This is a genomic window from Bifidobacterium apis, from assembly GCF_036986835.1.
Lineage (GTDB): Bacteria > Actinomycetota > Actinomycetes > Actinomycetales > Bifidobacteriaceae > Bombiscardovia > Bombiscardovia apis_A.
On record NZ_BTXD01000001.1, the window covers coordinates 589,531 to 604,473 of the forward strand.

The following is a 14,943-nucleotide window of genomic DNA, read 5'->3' on the forward strand; positions in this document are numbered from 1 at the left end:
CAGGCCCCGCTTGGGATCGAAGGCCGCATTCCCGGGCCGACTGGGATTCTTCGGACGGATGCGGGTGGTGCTGGCCAGCATGTGGCGCAAGGCCTCGGGTCGATACTCGTTGATTGTTCTGGCCGTATGGATCCTGGTCTCCCTGGTCTCCAGGTTCTGGACCCCGGTGCCTATCTGGACCACCGACGGGTACCGGATCTGGCGGGCCCCCAGCCGTGACCACCTGTTGGGTACGGACGGCACTGGAGCAGACATCCTCTCCTGGCTGATGGCGGGGTCGGCAACCAACCTGGCCATCAGCTTTCTGGCTGTCATCCTATCAGGCGTACTGGGACTTCTTCTGGTCATGGCCATGGTTTCGCACCGCTCTGGAGTATCGCAGACGGTCGTAGTCCTGGTCGATGCCCTGATCTCCCTGCCTACAGTGTTGTTGGCTCTGATTCTGGCCGTTCCCCTGGGGCCCAGCATCGCCGTGGTTGTCGTGGCCTGCGGATTCGGCTACGGACTCAACCTGGCCCGAATTGTAAGGCCCCAGGCGCTCCTGGCGGCAGAGTCGGACTATGTGCAATCCGCCCGGCACAGCGGAGTCGGGTCCTTCAGAATCTTCTGCACCCATCTGGTGCCCAATGTCATTCCGGTCCTGTGCGTGCAGCTTTCCATGTCGGCGGGGACCTCCGTTCTGGCTGAAGCAGGGTTGACCTACCTGGGGGTGGGCGTTCCCTCCGGTCTGCCCTCCTGGGGGCACTCGCTGACCGCCTCGGTCAAGTTCATCAACGTTTTTCCGCTGACCGTGCTCTGGCCTGGCCTGGTGGTCACCATGGTGGTGGTGGCACTGAACCTGTTCGGTGATGCCCTGCGTGATGCCATCGATCCGGTCACCAACTCCAGGCTCAGGGCCGCCGTGGCTGCCGTCGGACGGTCTGCTCTTCAACCTGCGCCTCAGGCAGTTTCTGCGCAATTAGATGATTCCGATCATCTTGTCGAGAATGCGATTTACGCAGGCGAGGGAGGCAATGATGTCGCTGAATATTGACGGTCTGAGCCTATCCATCAATGGACGCACCATTCTTGACAGGGTGAACCTCAGGGTGGCGGATGGACAACGGGTCGGCCTGATCGGCTCCTCAGGCTCAGGAAAGTCGATGATTGCCCGCAGCGTTCTTGGCACCGCACCACTGACGGCCTCCCTGTCGGGATCCATTCTGGTGGACGGGCTCCAGATTCTCGGTTCCGATGACCGGTCCCTGGCAGACTTGCGCGGTGCCCGGATGGGCATGGTCTTTCAGAATCCTTCTACAGCCCTGAACCCGGTAAAGAAGATTTACGACCAGGTGGAGCTCCCTCTTCGCCGCCACTATCGCCTGAGCGCCCAGGAAAGGCGCAGACGGGTCATGGAGATATTGCAACAGGTCGGGTTGGATGCGGATCTGGCTGGCTCCTATCCGCATGAGCTGTCAGGGGGTCAGCAGCAGCGGGCGGCTATAGCCACGGCCCTCGTCACCAAGCCCAGACTGATACTGGCAGACGAGCCCACCACAGCCCTGGATGCCATCACCCAGCGGCAGATTGTTGACCTACTGGTCTCCCTGGTCGACCAGAGCGGGGCCTCCCTCCTGTTCATCACCCATGACTTCTCCGTCCTGGCCCGGGTTGCTGATTACTGCTACATCCTCGACGCGGGCCGATTGGTGGAAAGCGGGCAGACGCAGAGCATTCTGCGCGACCCATCCAGTCCACAGGGCAGGACTCTGGTGAGAGCTGCCAGAGAGTTGACGCTGAGCGCAGATGGAGGCAAGCATGAGGCTGACTGACGATGCACCTGCCGATCCGATCCTGACCGGAAAGGGCCTGACCAAGGTCTATGCCTCCACGGGCAGCGGCATGGCTCGAAAGGCCGCGGTTGACGGAATCGATGTCTCACTCCTGCCGGGGGAGTGCCTGGCAATCATAGGGGAGTCTGGTTCAGGGAAGACCACGCTTTCCCGTCTGCTCCTTGGCCAGTTGAGGCCTGATGCCGGACAGGTGGCATACGAGGGCAGACCAGTTCTGCATGGTTCCCAGGCCGCCAAGGCGCTTGCCCGGGACTCTGCTCTGGTCTTTCAGAATCCCTTTGCCTCCCTGGATCCCCGGTGGACCATTGGCCGGTCAGTCGCTGAGCCTCTTCTGGCTGCCAGACGCAGGGGGAGCGGGCACCTATGGCATCGTCGTCAGGACGGGACGGGTCTTGCCGATCAGGTGGCCAAAGTCTTGTCAGCGGTTCAGCTTGACCCCGACAGGCTTATGACGGCCTATCCCTCGGATCTGTCCGGAGGCCAGGCCCAGCGGGCGGCCATAGCCCGGGCTTTGATTGTCAAGCCCCGGATACTCTTGGCTGATGAGCCTATGAGCGCCGTCGACGTCTCGGCGCGCGTAGGGATTCTCCATACACTTCAATCCATCATGGCACAGTCCAGGCAGCAGGCCGATCCGTCGAATGGCATGTCCATGATCATCATCTCCCATGATCTGGGCGTTGTCCAGCACATCGCAGACAGGGTCATGGTGCTCGTCCGGGGCAAGGTGGTGGAGGAGGGGCCGGTGAACGCCATTCTCAATCATCCCAAGCAGTTCTATACCAGGCAGTTACTGCCAGCTGCGACCCTGTAGGTACCGGATTCATCCGGCATTCCGGCAAGCGGAATTACATGAGGACATGCCCGTCCTGGCCGGGATGAAGGTGGGCGGCGGGAGCACATGCGCAGAGCAATCGGGCGGATTACGACTGCATCCGATTTGACGGTTGTGATAGGGAGTCGTAGACTGTTGGTTAGTTACTCAAGTAACTAAGTAATAAACAGTTATAAAGGGTCCTAATTCGACGCTCCGAATCAAGGCAGACAAGGCGGTCAAACGATGGCGATCGAAATACCGGATAGTCGGCCCGTTTTTGTGAAGGTGGCAGACCGGTTGGCCGAAGCCATAGCCGAGGGTCTGGTCGCCGACGGTGAAAGGATTCCCAGCACCACGGAAATCTCCACCGCCTACCAGATCAACCCGGCCACCGTTCTCAAGGGGATGAACCTACTGGTCGACCGGGGCCTTCTGGAGAAACGGCGGGGACTGGGCATGTTTGTCACTGCCGGTGCGGGCCGGAGTGTTCGTGAGCGTCGCAGGAGGGAACTCCTGAACGGAAGGTTCCAGGATCTGGTCGAAGAAGCCAAGGCTCTGGACGTATCCCGTGAGGACCTGGACGCCATCATAGAAAGGGTCTACCAATGAGTCTGACAGTTTCCAAGGTGGACAAATCGTACGGAAAGCTGAAGGCCCTGGATGAGATCTCACTCTGCTTTGAGCCCGGCAATATATACGGACTCTTCGGGCGGAACGGGGCCGGCAAGTCCACCCTGTGCAATCTGATGACGGGCAGGGCACTTCCTGACCAGGGGCTGATCCATCTGGATGGAAGCGATCTGGTCAACGACTCAAGAATCGCTCGCCGCGTGGCCTTGGTCAACGAAACCTGGCCCTATCCATCCCGACGGCACATTAGACAAGCATTTGCCATGGCCGAGGGGTTTTACGGCGGTTTCGACTGGGACTTGGCTGAGGGTATTCTTAAGAGCTTCGCGTTGAGGCCCACTGACACCTTTGCCTCCCTTTCCATGGGGCAACGTCAGGTGGTAAAGGATGTCATCGGACTCTGCCTGCCTGTGGAATACCTCATTCTGGATGAACCGACGACAGGAATGGATGCGGCGGCCAGGGAGAGGATCTACTCCTTTCTTCTGGAGGCCTATCAGCGTCGCGGACCGACCATGATCATCGCCACCCATATCCTCAACGAGGTCAGCCAGCTCATCTCCCGCGCCACGATCATCGACCAGGGGCAGGTCCTGCGATCTTTCAGCGTGGATGATCTGTCAGCCCTGGGGACCACTGTCACCGGCCGTCCGCGCGACGTGGAGGGCTACCTTGCACAGGGCGATCCGAAGCTGCTGGGCAGGCAGCGCATCGGCGACCTGCTGCGCGTCAGCTTCGAGGGTCCGGTGCCCGACGAGCAGCCCAAGGGGCTTATTGTCGCCCCCATGGATTTGCAGACCTACTTCGTCCAGATTACGGAAGGTGCGGCACAATGAGTAACACGCAAGTTGCAGAGTCGGTAGGGACGAAGACCAAGCCGGGGTCAGACAGCCCCGACCTAGGTGCTGGACCTGCTGAAGGCTGGGCTCGAATCAAGCGTTTCCTGTCGCCTGCGGTGCAGACCCGGATGGCCCTGCGCGTACAGGTGATGCCGAGGCTGATCGTCTTTTTGATTTGGGCTCTCGTCCTCGCTCTGGGAGTCATGGGGTTTATCCCCTTGAGCTCTGGATTCACCGGTCTGTTCACCGAGATGGTACTCATGGCCACCGCCTTTGTCTGCTCACTGACGACTTTCCGGCCCCTGATCTCCAACGCTGTGACCCGTTCTACAATCGCATGGACCCAGATCATCTCCAATGTGGTCATGGCCCTGGCGACAACCACTTTCATGATCGTGATCGCGATTATCAGCAGCCTAGGCCAAATCGGATGGATGCCTTTTACGGAAAGTTACCAAAGATTTCTCGAACAGGGCTGTTCGCCTTGGAGGCTGACTTTTGATCCCTGGAGCGTGTCATGCTTTAACCATTCGTATGTCCAGCAGCCGTCCCGTTGGCTGGCTCTGGCGCTGCATATCTTTATGGTGCAGGTGGTCTTCGTTCTGCTGGGCCAGGTGCTGGGTGACCTCGCTGCCCGTCTTGATTTAAAAGGCGGATGCCTGCTGCTGGTAGGGCTGTTGATCTGTGTTGGTTTCTGGCATTCGATTTCCGGCTGGAATTTCTGGGGATGGCCGCAGACGGCGGTTCAGATGATCAACCTGGCGCGCGGCCATTGGATGTACAAGACCTTGAGTCCCTTCATGAATACTGACCTATGGGGATACTTCACCGTGTATGTGCTCTGGCCCCAGGTGGTTTTCACCCTGGTCTTCTCCGCCATATGCATTCTGTTCAGCTACTGGCTCACCAGTCGTCGGCAGCTCCCGGCCATCCAAGGGTTCAGCATTCTGAATTAGTGGCAGGATGGTTGCATCCCGGCGACGATTGACCACATGGTCGTTCGCCCACTGCTTGACTCCTGCCGGGGCAATAGACTGGGGAATCATGGTGGACATCCAGGATGCAGGGCAGGCGCTGAAGCAGTATTTCGGATATGAGTCCTTTCGCCCGGGTCAGGAGGATCTGGTCAAGGCCATCCTGAACGGGCGGGACTGCCTGGGTGTTATGCCGACTGGGGCCGGCAAGTCCATCTGCTATCAGATTCCTGCCACTCTTCTGGACGGTCTGACCATCGTCATCTCCCCCTTGGTCTCCCTGATGAAGGACCAGGTGGACGGGTTGGAGGATGCCGGCATTCAGGCCGGGTTCGTCAATTCGACCCAGGATATGGATGAGCAGTCCCTGGCCCTGGCTCAGGCCGCCCAGGGACGTAGCAAGATCCTCTATGTGGCTCCCGAGCGGCTGGATGCCCCTAGATTCAGAGAATTCGCCCAGCATACGAGGATCTCCTTGCTGGCTGTGGATGAAGCCCACTGCGTATCCCAGTGGGGTCAGGACTTCCGCCCTGCCTACTTGGGCATCGGCGACTTCATAAGATCCCTGCCTAACCGGCCCACGGTGGCAGCCTTCACCGCTACGGCGACCGAGAAGGTCCGGCGCGACATCGTATACATGCTGGGCTTGGACGACCCTTACGTCGCGGTGACGGGATTCGACAGGCCCAACCTTTTCTTCGACGTGATCAAGCTGGAGAGCAAATACAAGAATCGCTGGGTGGTCCAGTATGCCCTGAAGCATGGCGATGACTCAGGCATCGTTTACTGCGCCACCCGCAAGGAGACCGAAGCCCTGGCGGATGATCTGACCAAGGCCGGTGTCGGCGCTGTCAGCTACCACGCTGGCATGGATGCCCAGGACAGGGAACAGGCGCAACGGGACTTCGTCAACGACAAGGTGCAGGTGGTCGTGGCCACCAATGCCTTCGGTATGGGCATCGACAAGTCCAATGTGCGCTATGTCATCCATCACAACATGCCTGAGAGCATCGAGGCCTACTACCAGGAGGCCGGCAGGGCAGGACGCGACGGCGAGCCGGCTCGTTGCTCCCTGCTGTGGAACGAGAGCGACATCGTCACCCGCAGGCGCCTGCTGGACATGGACAACGGCAACGACAGACTGACTGGTGAGCAGGCTGAAGCCGTCAGGGCCGAACACCGGCGTTTGCTCAATGTCATGATCGGCTATTGTCGAACCACTGGCTGCCTTCACCGGTACATGCTGCGGTACTTCGGCGAAGAGGTGGACCAGGCTGCTGCAGGTCTTTCCCCTGCCGAGGCCGATAAGGGCAAATCCGTACCAGCAGGGCGTCCCGAGACGGGCAGCGGCGGCTGCCAGAACTGCTCCAACTGTTTGAGCACCTTCACGACCATCGATGTCAGCGATGTGGCCCGTGCCATCAGCAGATGCGTACATGACGTGCATCAGGGGTTCGGTTCCGGCAAGATCGCCCAGATCCTCCGTGGCTCGCGCTCGCAGGACCTTCTTCGGCGCGGGCTGGATCGGTGCCCCAGCTATGGCGTCCTGGCCCAGGTTCCAGAGGCACGAATCCGCGACGTGCTCAACCAGATGGCTTCGGACGGGTATCTGTACATCACCGAAGGACGGCTGCCCATGGTCCACTTCGGACCAAAGGCCGCGCAGACGGTCAGTCCGGACTTTCATTATGAGATCAAACGGACGGAACGCCCGAGTGCTCCAGGCAAGGTCTTTGGTGGCGGGACTTCTTCGACACTCGGCGATGACGGTCTCGAGCAGGCCGGTGCAAGCGATGCCAGCCCAGAGGACGAGGAACTTTTCCAGAAGCTGCGCGACCTGCGGACCAGCATAGCCCGCGAGATCGGCAAGCCTCCCTATATCGTCTTCTCCGACAAGGCGCTGCGCGATATGTGTCGCCTTCGGCCCGTCGATGATGCGACCTTCCTGGCTGTCAACGGAGTGGGGCAGCACAAGCTGGAGCAGTATGGACCCCAGTTCATGGGGGTCATCTCAGAGTTCTCGGCCAGAAAAGCAGTGAATGTGGTCATGGGTGCCGCCGGATCTGATAGGTAGGTCGGCCTACCATGAGATATACATGACTTCATCAAGGTTGCCTTTCATACCGGGCGCCCGACAGGAAAGGAAATAACAATGGCTGACAAACCTATTGTGGAGAGCTTCCAGCTGGATCACACCAAGGTCAAGGCGCCCTACGTTCGTCTGATCGACGAGGAGAAGGGCCCCCAGGGAGACATCATCTCCAACTATGATCTGCGCCTGGTTCAGCCCAACCAGAATGCCATTCCGACTGCCGGGCTGCATACCATTGAGCACACTATCGCCGTGCTCCTGCGCGAGCGCATTCCCGGCTATATTGATTGCTCGCCTTTCGGCTGCCGGACGGGTTTCCACCTGCTGGCCTGGGGTCGTCATTCGACCGAAGATGTGGCCAAGGCTCTGAAGGAGTCGCTGGAATTCATCGCCGAAAAGGCCACCTGGGATGATGTGCCCGGCACCGAGATCACTTCCTGCGGCAACTACCGTGACCATTCGCTCTTCTCGGCCAAGCAGTGGAGCCGCGACATCGTAGCAGCTGGTATCAGCTCCGATCCTTACGAGCGCAAGCTGGTCTGATCGCTGACAGACAAGCAACTGGGCCTGGGGAAGGGTGGGTTCCTTTCCTCAGGCCCAACTCGATGCAACAGGCGAAAGCTCAACTACGCAATATGTTTTCGATCTGTTTCATCTGATCGGTATCGATCTGCATAGCCGGTTCGCGGATTCGTGTGCTGATGGGAAGACCCTGCAGTCGCACAGCTCCCTTGATGGCCGACACGAACAAATCCGCAGTGTCGTAAATCGCCATCAGGTGGTTGATGCGTCGGGCCTTGTCTAGCGCAGTCCGGTAATCGCCCTTTTGATAGGCTTGATGCATGGCCACGAAGGTTTCCGGCTCCACGTTGGTCAGACCCGACAAAACACCGTTGCCTCCGCAGATGCGATTGACCATATAGTATTCGTCGAATCCGGAAAACACCGAGAACTCGGGGCTGACACGTCTGACTGCCGATACAACTCGGCGTGTGTGACTGATTGTGTCCACGGTGTCTTTGATGCCAACGATGTTTGGACATTCCTGGGCCAGTCTTGCGACCAACTCCGGGGAGCAGTCGTTACCTGTACGAGCAGGGAAGTTGTAGAGAATAACCGGTACAGCCGAGGCGTGGGCGATGCTGGTGAAATATCGATAAGCGGTCGGTTCCGAAGGGCCGAAATAATAGGGGCTGACAGCCACCACGGCATCGGCGCCGATTTGTCCAGCAAACTTGGTCAGATCCATGACCCGGTCCATGTCAGTGTCGCCCACTCCGACGAATACCTTCATGCGCCCCCGTATATGGTCGACGGCGAATTGCAGGGCTGAGCGCTTCTCTTGGATATCATAGGCATAGAACTCGCCGATGCTTCCGAATAGGAGCACCCCATTAATGCCAGCCTGGATCAGATGGTCCAGATGTTGTCCCCACAGATCGGTGTCGATGACTCCTTGATCGTCGCTGATGGTAATCGACGGACAGAATATTCCCTCGAATTTGGCTGATGATGTGCTCATGTTCACCCTTCCACAGTAAGCATATCGGCATTGATCCCATAGGCCCTCATGGCATTCTGCTTGAAGAAGTCCTCATCAGGGCCAAAAGTATCCAACATCAGTTGCCAGTGTTCCTGGAGTGAGGAGTGCACGGTGACGACCGGCCAGTTGGAGGCATAGAGAATCCTGTCCGGGGGGAATGTGTCCCTGACGAAGGCGACGATGTCGCGATCGACCGGCAAGTCGCCTGACACCTTGATATAACAGCGCGGCAAGGCCGCCATGGCCTCTATGGCCTTTCTGGAGGTCGGCGACAAGTCGGGCATATTGCCAAGATGGTCCATTATGACAGTCAGGGAAGGAACCTGAGAGAAAGCCTGAGCCATGTCCGGCAGTTCTGTCCCCCTGTTGCATAGCTCAAAGGGCAGGCCCTTATCAGCCATGGCGCGGAGCCCAGCGGTGAAGGAGGGTTCCATGCAACGGCCGCGAGGGGCTGAGTCAGTATGCAGTGGCTCTCTGATGCCCGTAGCATTGATGGGCACCCTCATATAGGGTCCTACCTGGACGCGGAGCATTCGGGCAAGAATTTTGGGGTCATTGTTCTCATAGACCAAGCGGTCCTCTAATAGGGGGTCGTCCGAGTCTACTTCCACATAGACTCCGCCCAGAAATTCCACTCCCAGCTGCTCGTACTCGCTTTCCAGATCATGAAGGGAAAAGCTCCGATTCAGTGAGGGCATTCCGTCCAGCCATGGCAGATGCTGCCGTTCAAGATCCCACATATGGAAGTGAGCATCGATGACCTGTAGTTGTCGTGTCATGTCAGGCTCCCTGCTTAAGACCTATGCGGCACCCGCGGAAGGCATACCAGGCGATGTAGAGGAACCCGGGCACGGTCACCAGCATGGCGATTTCGATGCCCATGGCATCCTGGATGGCACCCAGCAGCAGTGGTATCAGGGCCGCTCCGACGATGCTCATAACCAGTGCCGAAGAGCCGGTCTTGGCATCGTTGCCCCTGATGCCTTTGAGCGTCAGCGAGAAGATCGTGGGGTAGCCGATTGATATGAACAGATAGGCAATCAGGAAGCAGATGACCGAGAATCGTCCCAGACCCAGGAATACCAGAACCATCAGCACGGCTGTGATGCACATGTAGACGCCCAGTATCTTGCCGGCATCGAATTTGGTCATCAACGGAGTGGTCAGGAACCGGCCAAGGGTGAACAGCAGCGACAGCAATGCCAACAATGTGGCAGCCAGACCAGCGGTGATGCCGGCGCCCCAGTGTTTGAGGGCATAAGCGGAGAACATGGCCATGCCTGCCACCTGCAAGCCGATAAAGATGAACTCGGCTATCACGCCCAATACGAAGTAAGGGCGTTTCAGCAGGCTTGAAGTGCCCGAACCAGTGCCAGTTTTCCCTTCCTGATCGTCATCGCCAGGAGGTGTTGGCAGTTTGAAGACGATGAAGACAGCCAATACCAGTAGCAGAACGATGCCGATGACGATATAGATCATCCTGGTATCAGAAAGGAACTTGACCTTGGCTTGCTCAAAGCCTGGCTCTTTTGGGGTCAGGGTTTTGGATAGCACTCTGCCCAAAATCAGAGGCCCCACCACGTTGCCGACGCCGTTGAAGCTCTGTGCCAGATTGAGTCTGAAGGATTCGCCTTTTTCATCGCCCAGCTTAGTGACGTAGGGGTTGCAGTTGGTCTCCAGAGATGAGGCTCCCAGCGCTACCACGAACATGGCGAACAGGAAGAGTCCGTAGCTGGCCATATTTGTGGCCGGCACCACGATGAATGCTCCGACTGCGAACAGTATCAGTCCGGAGATGACCCCGCCCTTGTAGCCGAAGCGCTTGGAGATGATTCCGGCTGGGATGGCCATGACGAAGTAGGCTCCGTAGTAGGCCACCTGTAGCAGTGATGCCTGGGTGCTGTTCAACTCCATATAGTTGCTGAACGGACTGTTGAGGGCGTTGACCAGGTTCATGGTCAACCCCCAGATGAAGAAGAGTCCGATGACCAGGGTTATGGCGACAGTGGCCTTGGACCCGCCCTTGTTTCGTGTATTTGTATTTTCCATGGCAGAGCTCAATTCAGTGCCCGGTCCAGGTGGACGTATCCGCCATCGACGAACACCCATTGGCCGGTGGTGTGTGATGCGCGATCAGAGAGCAGGAAGGTGGCGGTGTTCCCGATCTCCTCGGGTGTGGTCATGCGATGTTCCAGAGGAATCTTGTCTGTGATGACTGAGAGACGGGCCTGCTGGGCCTTTTCATCGCCAAAGGTCTTGATCCAGTCGGCATAGAGCGGGGTCCAGCATTCCGAGACCACGATGGCGTTCACTCGTACGTCATCGTGCACCAAGGCCGCAGCCCATTCTCTGGTCAGGCCCAGAACTCCGCCCTTGGCTGCCGCGTAGGCGCTGGTCTTGCCCTGACCGGTCACGGCGGTTTTGGAGGTGATGTTGATGACGGATCCGTGGCTTTCCTTGAGGTAGGCACAAGAGGCATGCATGAGCTCGTAGTAGTGGGTGAGATTGCCGTGTACGGAACGCTCGAACTCCCGCCAGTCAGTGGTTTCCAAAGCTTTGTTGTCGTTGACTCCAGCGTTGTTGACTATGCCATCGATATGGCCGAATTCCTTGTGTACCTGCTCCACAATGGGGGCTATGCCGTCGGTGTCATTCAGATCCAAAATGAAGGTCCGGTAGGTATCGGTATAGGCCTCGATGTCTTTGCAGAACTGGTCCCTGGCTGACTCGTCACGGTCTATGACTGCGGTTATGGCGCCCTCCTGGGCCAGTTGTAGGGTTATGCCCCTGCCGATGCCCTTGAAGCCACCGGTGATGATGAATACCTTGTTCTTGAGATGCAAATCCATGAGAACTCCTTTGTCTATATGGATGGATGATTTGTTAGAGGTCCAGTGATTGGACCGGATTTTGATTGAGGTGGGCCGTTCTCACTCCTGGTGGAGGTAGCGCTGTGCGGTTTCCACGGTCATTTCGGCTCCATTGCCGGGGGCGGTCGGTGCCTGATACATGCCTTGGCTGATACGCACGGGGTTCACGAAATATTCGTGCTGGTTGTCCACGTATTCGATCATTCGGCCGTGTGTGGTGCAGGAGACGGCTGCATAGTCGAACATGGCGAAGTGGCAAACCATCTCGCATAATCCGACTCCGCCGGCGTGGGGACAAACTGTCTTGTGGAACTTGCGAGCCAGCAGGTATTCCAGAACTATCTCCTGGGGGCCTGCCACTCTGGTGGCGTCGATCTGCATGATGCCAAAGGCATTAGCCTGCAGGAATTGCTTGAACATGATGCGGTTCTGCATTTGTTCGCCGGTTGCCACGGGGATGGGATTGATGGCTCTGGCAATGGTTGCGTGGCCGATGATGTCGTCGGGGCTGGTAGGCTCTTCGACCCATGCCAGGTCAAAGTCGTGGAAATGGTTGATCCAATCAATGGCTTGAGGGACATCCCAGACCTGATTGGCGTCGACGGCCAGGCGGACGTCGGGACCGATGGCATCCCTGGCCAGTCCTAGACGGCGTATGTCATCATCGAGGTTCTGGCCTACCTTGAGCTTGATTTGCTTAAAGCCCTTTTCCTGAGTCTCCCGTTTAGCAATCTCCACCATTTTTTCGTCGCTGTAGCCAAGCCAGCCCGGTGCTGTTGAATAACCGGGGTACCCGTGCTGGCGAATGTCCTCGATGCGCTCCTTCTTTCCGGATTGCCCATCCTTGAGGATGTCTATGGCCTCCTCGGGGCGCAGGGCATCGGATAGGTATCTAAAGTCCAATGTGCTGACAAGATCCTCAGGATCCATTTCAGCCAGCAGCAACCACAGAGGTTTTCTAGCCCTTTTGGCTTTCATGTCCCATAGAGCACTCAGCAGTGCTCCGATAGCCATGTGCTCGACTCCCTTTTCCGGCCCCAACCAGCGCAGCTGTGAGTCATGGACCAATAGGTCCCAGGCCAGGCCCATGCTGTCCAGCAGACGTTCAACCTCCAGGCCACGCAGAGTCTCTCCTATGGAATCTATAGCTCTGCAAACAACATCGTTGCCTCGTCCGATGGTGAAGACCAGACCACAACCTTTGATGCCGTCGTCAGCCGAGGTGTGTATTTCCACATAGGCGGCCGAATAGTCAGGATCCTTGTTCATGGCATCTGACCCTGACAGGGTCAGAGAAGTGGGAAAACGAAAGTCATACGTTTTCACCGCAGTGATAGTACTCATCGTGGCTCCTTTGCCAATCTAGTGAACGTATACCTCAGTATAGGCGTAGAGATGGAAATTTGAAAATTAGAAATGTAAAAATTCTAAATCTGACATGGACGTTTTCGTGGCGTCGTTGGTTACGATTGGTTGGTAATGGAAAGGACGCACATGGCCAGACAGGAATCCGGCAATCCGCACGTCGGCGCCATAGCCGAGCAGCTCGGCATCTCTGCTTCGACCGTTTCCAAGGTGATCAACGGTCGACCGGGCGTGGCGGCAAAAACCCGTCGAAGGGTCGAAAAGGCATTGGCTGATCAGGGCTATGCGCATCCCCTTGTCAGTACTAAAATCGCCCAAACTATCGAGTTGGTTGTGGATTATATTGCCAACAACGGCACCATTGAGATGATACGTTATGCCTCAAAGTGGGCTTTGGATGCCGGTTTGGCTCTGACGGTGACACAGACTGATCACCAGCGGCGTGCCGAGGAGTGCCTAAGGGGGATCATTGATCGCAACCCGCTGGGTGTGATAACCCAGATGTCCTCCATAGACCAGGAGGGCAAGAATGTGCTCAAAGCAAGGGGCATTCCCCTGGTGGCGGTCGATCCGGTTGATTTGGTCAGTGATGAGGACATGAGCATAACGCTAGACAATTGGACCGGAGGATACCAAGCGGCCAAATGCCTTCTTGATGCCGGGCACCGGTGCATTGGCGTTATCGCCGGACCGGCGAATGTACAATCTGCGCAAGCCAGATTGGCTGGATACCGAGCAGCATTAGCAGCCATTGGTGCCAGTCTGCCGTCGAGCATGGTTCAGCAGGGAGACTATTTACCTGACAGGGGGTACCAAGCCGCCTGTGATCTGCTAGACCGCGCTGAGCGACCGACTGCGATTCTGGCCTGCAATGACTTGACAGCCGTCAATATCTACAGAGCGGCGCGTGAACGTGGGCTGGAGCCCGGGCAGGACCTGTCCGTAGTCGGATTTGACAATGTCTATCCATCCTCTTACTTGATGCCCGCCCTTACCACGGTGGACCAGCCTTTTGATCTGATGGCCAGGATGGCTGTGGGAATGATCCTCGATGCACGCCAGGGCAAGGAGTTCCAGCGACATGTGGTCATGCCAACCCGTCTGGTCAGCCGGCATAGCGTGGTCAACCTGACTCGTGCCCGTCGTCTGCGCTCGGAAGGCCGGGTTCAGGAGAGCGCAGAATAGCCCAAACTATTCCCCGATTCGCTCAATGCGTACTCACTTCGTGACTGCCTGCTGATGGATACACTCGTACTTCGGCAATCGCGGGGGCGGGTCTCGCCCCTGCCGCACCGGTCGAGAAAGAGGTAGCCACAGTGAGCAGGTACGCGATGGAAACTGCACGTTGGATCCGTCATGCCACAATGGACGACTTTGAAGCGATCATGTCTGTCTACGCCTACGCCAGAAAGCGGATGGCCGAGACCGGCAACCCCCGTCAGTGGGGGGACAAGTATCCCCTGCCCGAGCGCATCCGCGAGGACATCGCCGGGGGCCACACCATGCTCTTGGTTGACGATGCAGCTGATATGGATCAAATTCCAGAGGATCCCGCCTATCCTGAACCCGAGTTGGACGAGCATAAGGGCAGCCACGAGCGCATCATCGGTGTCTTCGCCCTCTTCCATGATCCGGAACCTGATTATCGGGTCATCGATGGCAGCTGGCTGGATGACCGGCCCTATACCACCATCCATCGGGTGGCCGCCTCGGGACTGGGGCGTCACGCGGCCGGGGACCTGCTTGACTGGAGCATGCGCCGGTACGAGAACATCCGCGCCGATACGGGACTAAAGAACTATGCTATGCAGCACATCCTCGAGACTCATGGCTTCACCCGCTGCGGCAACATCATCATGCCTGAGAACAAGGAGATCGAGAACGTGCGGGTGGCCTACCAGCGGCACGATCGTCCCCTTGACCTGGCTGAGCGCGAAAGGGAGGCCAGGCGCTTGGTCACAGTCTGAGAGCGGGGGCAGAC

15 protein-coding genes are annotated in these 14,943 nt (G+C 57.8%); 10 read left to right on the forward strand and 5 right to left on the reverse strand.

The features are described 5' to 3' along the window. Positions 1-58 precede the first annotated feature (58 nt). From AACP62_RS02435 to AACP62_RS02470, 8 genes are all read left to right on the forward strand, one after another. On the forward strand, positions 59-1,033 hold the full coding sequence (locus tag AACP62_RS02435; RefSeq protein ID WP_339346521.1) for an ABC transporter permease: 975 nt from the start codon (positions 59-61) through the stop codon (positions 1,031-1,033). Next, positions 1,017-1,811 (forward strand): ABC transporter ATP-binding protein, encoded by a 795-nt coding sequence (locus tag AACP62_RS02440; protein ID WP_339346072.1) that lies wholly within the window; start codon positions 1,017-1,019, stop codon positions 1,809-1,811. Before AACP62_RS02435 ends, AACP62_RS02440 begins: the two co-directional genes overlap by 17 nt. Further along, complete coding sequence (locus AACP62_RS02445; RefSeq protein WP_339346074.1) at positions 1,798-2,646, forward strand: ABC transporter ATP-binding protein; 849 nt, start codon at positions 1,798-1,800, stop codon at positions 2,644-2,646. The genes AACP62_RS02440 and AACP62_RS02445 overlap by 14 nt, the downstream gene beginning before the upstream one ends. Before the next feature lie 246 nt (positions 2,647-2,892). Next, positions 2,893-3,258 (forward strand): GntR family transcriptional regulator, encoded by a 366-nt coding sequence (locus tag AACP62_RS02450; protein WP_339346076.1) that lies wholly within the window; start codon positions 2,893-2,895, stop codon positions 3,256-3,258. Further along, complete coding sequence (locus AACP62_RS02455; RefSeq protein WP_339346077.1) at positions 3,255-4,115, forward strand: ATP-binding cassette domain-containing protein; 861 nt, start codon at positions 3,255-3,257, stop codon at positions 4,113-4,115. Before AACP62_RS02450 ends, AACP62_RS02455 begins: the two co-directional genes overlap by 4 nt. Continuing rightward, positions 4,112-5,074 carry a hypothetical protein gene (locus AACP62_RS02460; protein WP_339346078.1) on the forward strand — a complete coding sequence of 321 codons (963 nt, stop codon included), beginning with the start codon at positions 4,112-4,114 and terminating at the stop codon, positions 5,072-5,074. The genes AACP62_RS02455 and AACP62_RS02460 overlap by 4 nt, the downstream gene beginning before the upstream one ends. 88 nt (positions 5,075-5,162) lie before the next feature. Next, positions 5,163-7,166: a RecQ family ATP-dependent DNA helicase gene (locus tag AACP62_RS02465; protein WP_339346079.1), complete on the forward strand. Its 2,004-nt coding sequence runs from the start codon at positions 5,163-5,165 to the stop codon at positions 7,164-7,166. A 78-nt stretch (positions 7,167-7,244) separates the two neighbouring features. After that, complete coding sequence (locus tag AACP62_RS02470) at positions 7,245-7,727, forward strand: S-ribosylhomocysteine lyase (RefSeq protein WP_029678668.1); 483 nt, start codon at positions 7,245-7,247, stop codon at positions 7,725-7,727. A gap of 79 nt (positions 7,728-7,806) precedes the next feature. Here AACP62_RS02470 and AACP62_RS02475 read toward each other — a convergent pair whose 3' ends face one another. The 5 genes from AACP62_RS02475 to AACP62_RS02495 all read right to left on the reverse strand — a co-directional run bounded on the left by AACP62_RS02475 (position 7,807) and on the right by AACP62_RS02495 (position 12,941). Further along, the gene (locus AACP62_RS02475) at positions 7,807-8,706 is read right to left on the reverse strand and encodes a dihydrodipicolinate synthase family protein (protein ID WP_339346082.1); all 900 of its coding nucleotides are present in this window, start codon (positions 8,704-8,706) and stop codon (positions 7,807-7,809) included. Positions 8,707-8,708: 2 nt separating this feature from the next. Beyond that, positions 8,709-9,506 (reverse strand): amidohydrolase family protein, encoded by a 798-nt coding sequence (locus tag AACP62_RS02480; protein ID WP_339346084.1) that lies wholly within the window; start codon positions 9,504-9,506, stop codon positions 8,709-8,711. Position 9,507: 1 nt separating this feature from the next. Then, a complete protein-coding gene (locus AACP62_RS02485; RefSeq protein WP_339346085.1) occupies positions 9,508-10,776 on the reverse strand; it encodes an MFS transporter in 1,269 nt (422 codons plus the stop codon). 8 nt (positions 10,777-10,784) lie between these two features. Continuing rightward, positions 10,785-11,576, reverse strand: a complete 792-nt coding sequence (locus AACP62_RS02490) for an SDR family oxidoreductase (RefSeq protein WP_045924701.1) — start codon at positions 11,574-11,576, stop codon at positions 10,785-10,787. Between the two features lie 81 nt (positions 11,577-11,657). Further along, entirely contained in the window at positions 11,658-12,941 is a 1,284-nt protein-coding gene (locus AACP62_RS02495; RefSeq protein ID WP_339346090.1) for an enolase C-terminal domain-like protein, read from the reverse strand. Positions 12,942-13,091: 150 nt separating this feature from the next. Here AACP62_RS02495 and AACP62_RS02500 point away from each other — a divergent pair, with 150 nt between their 5' ends. Together AACP62_RS02500 and AACP62_RS02505 are read left to right on the forward strand one after the other, a co-directional pair. Beyond that, positions 13,092-14,147: a LacI family DNA-binding transcriptional regulator gene (locus tag AACP62_RS02500; RefSeq protein WP_339346092.1), complete on the forward strand. Its 1,056-nt coding sequence runs from the start codon at positions 13,092-13,094 to the stop codon at positions 14,145-14,147. Between the two features lie 146 nt (positions 14,148-14,293). Beyond that, positions 14,294-14,929: an N-acetyltransferase gene (locus AACP62_RS02505; RefSeq protein WP_339346093.1), complete on the forward strand. Its 636-nt coding sequence runs from the start codon at positions 14,294-14,296 to the stop codon at positions 14,927-14,929. Positions 14,930-14,943: the final 14 nt, after the last annotated feature.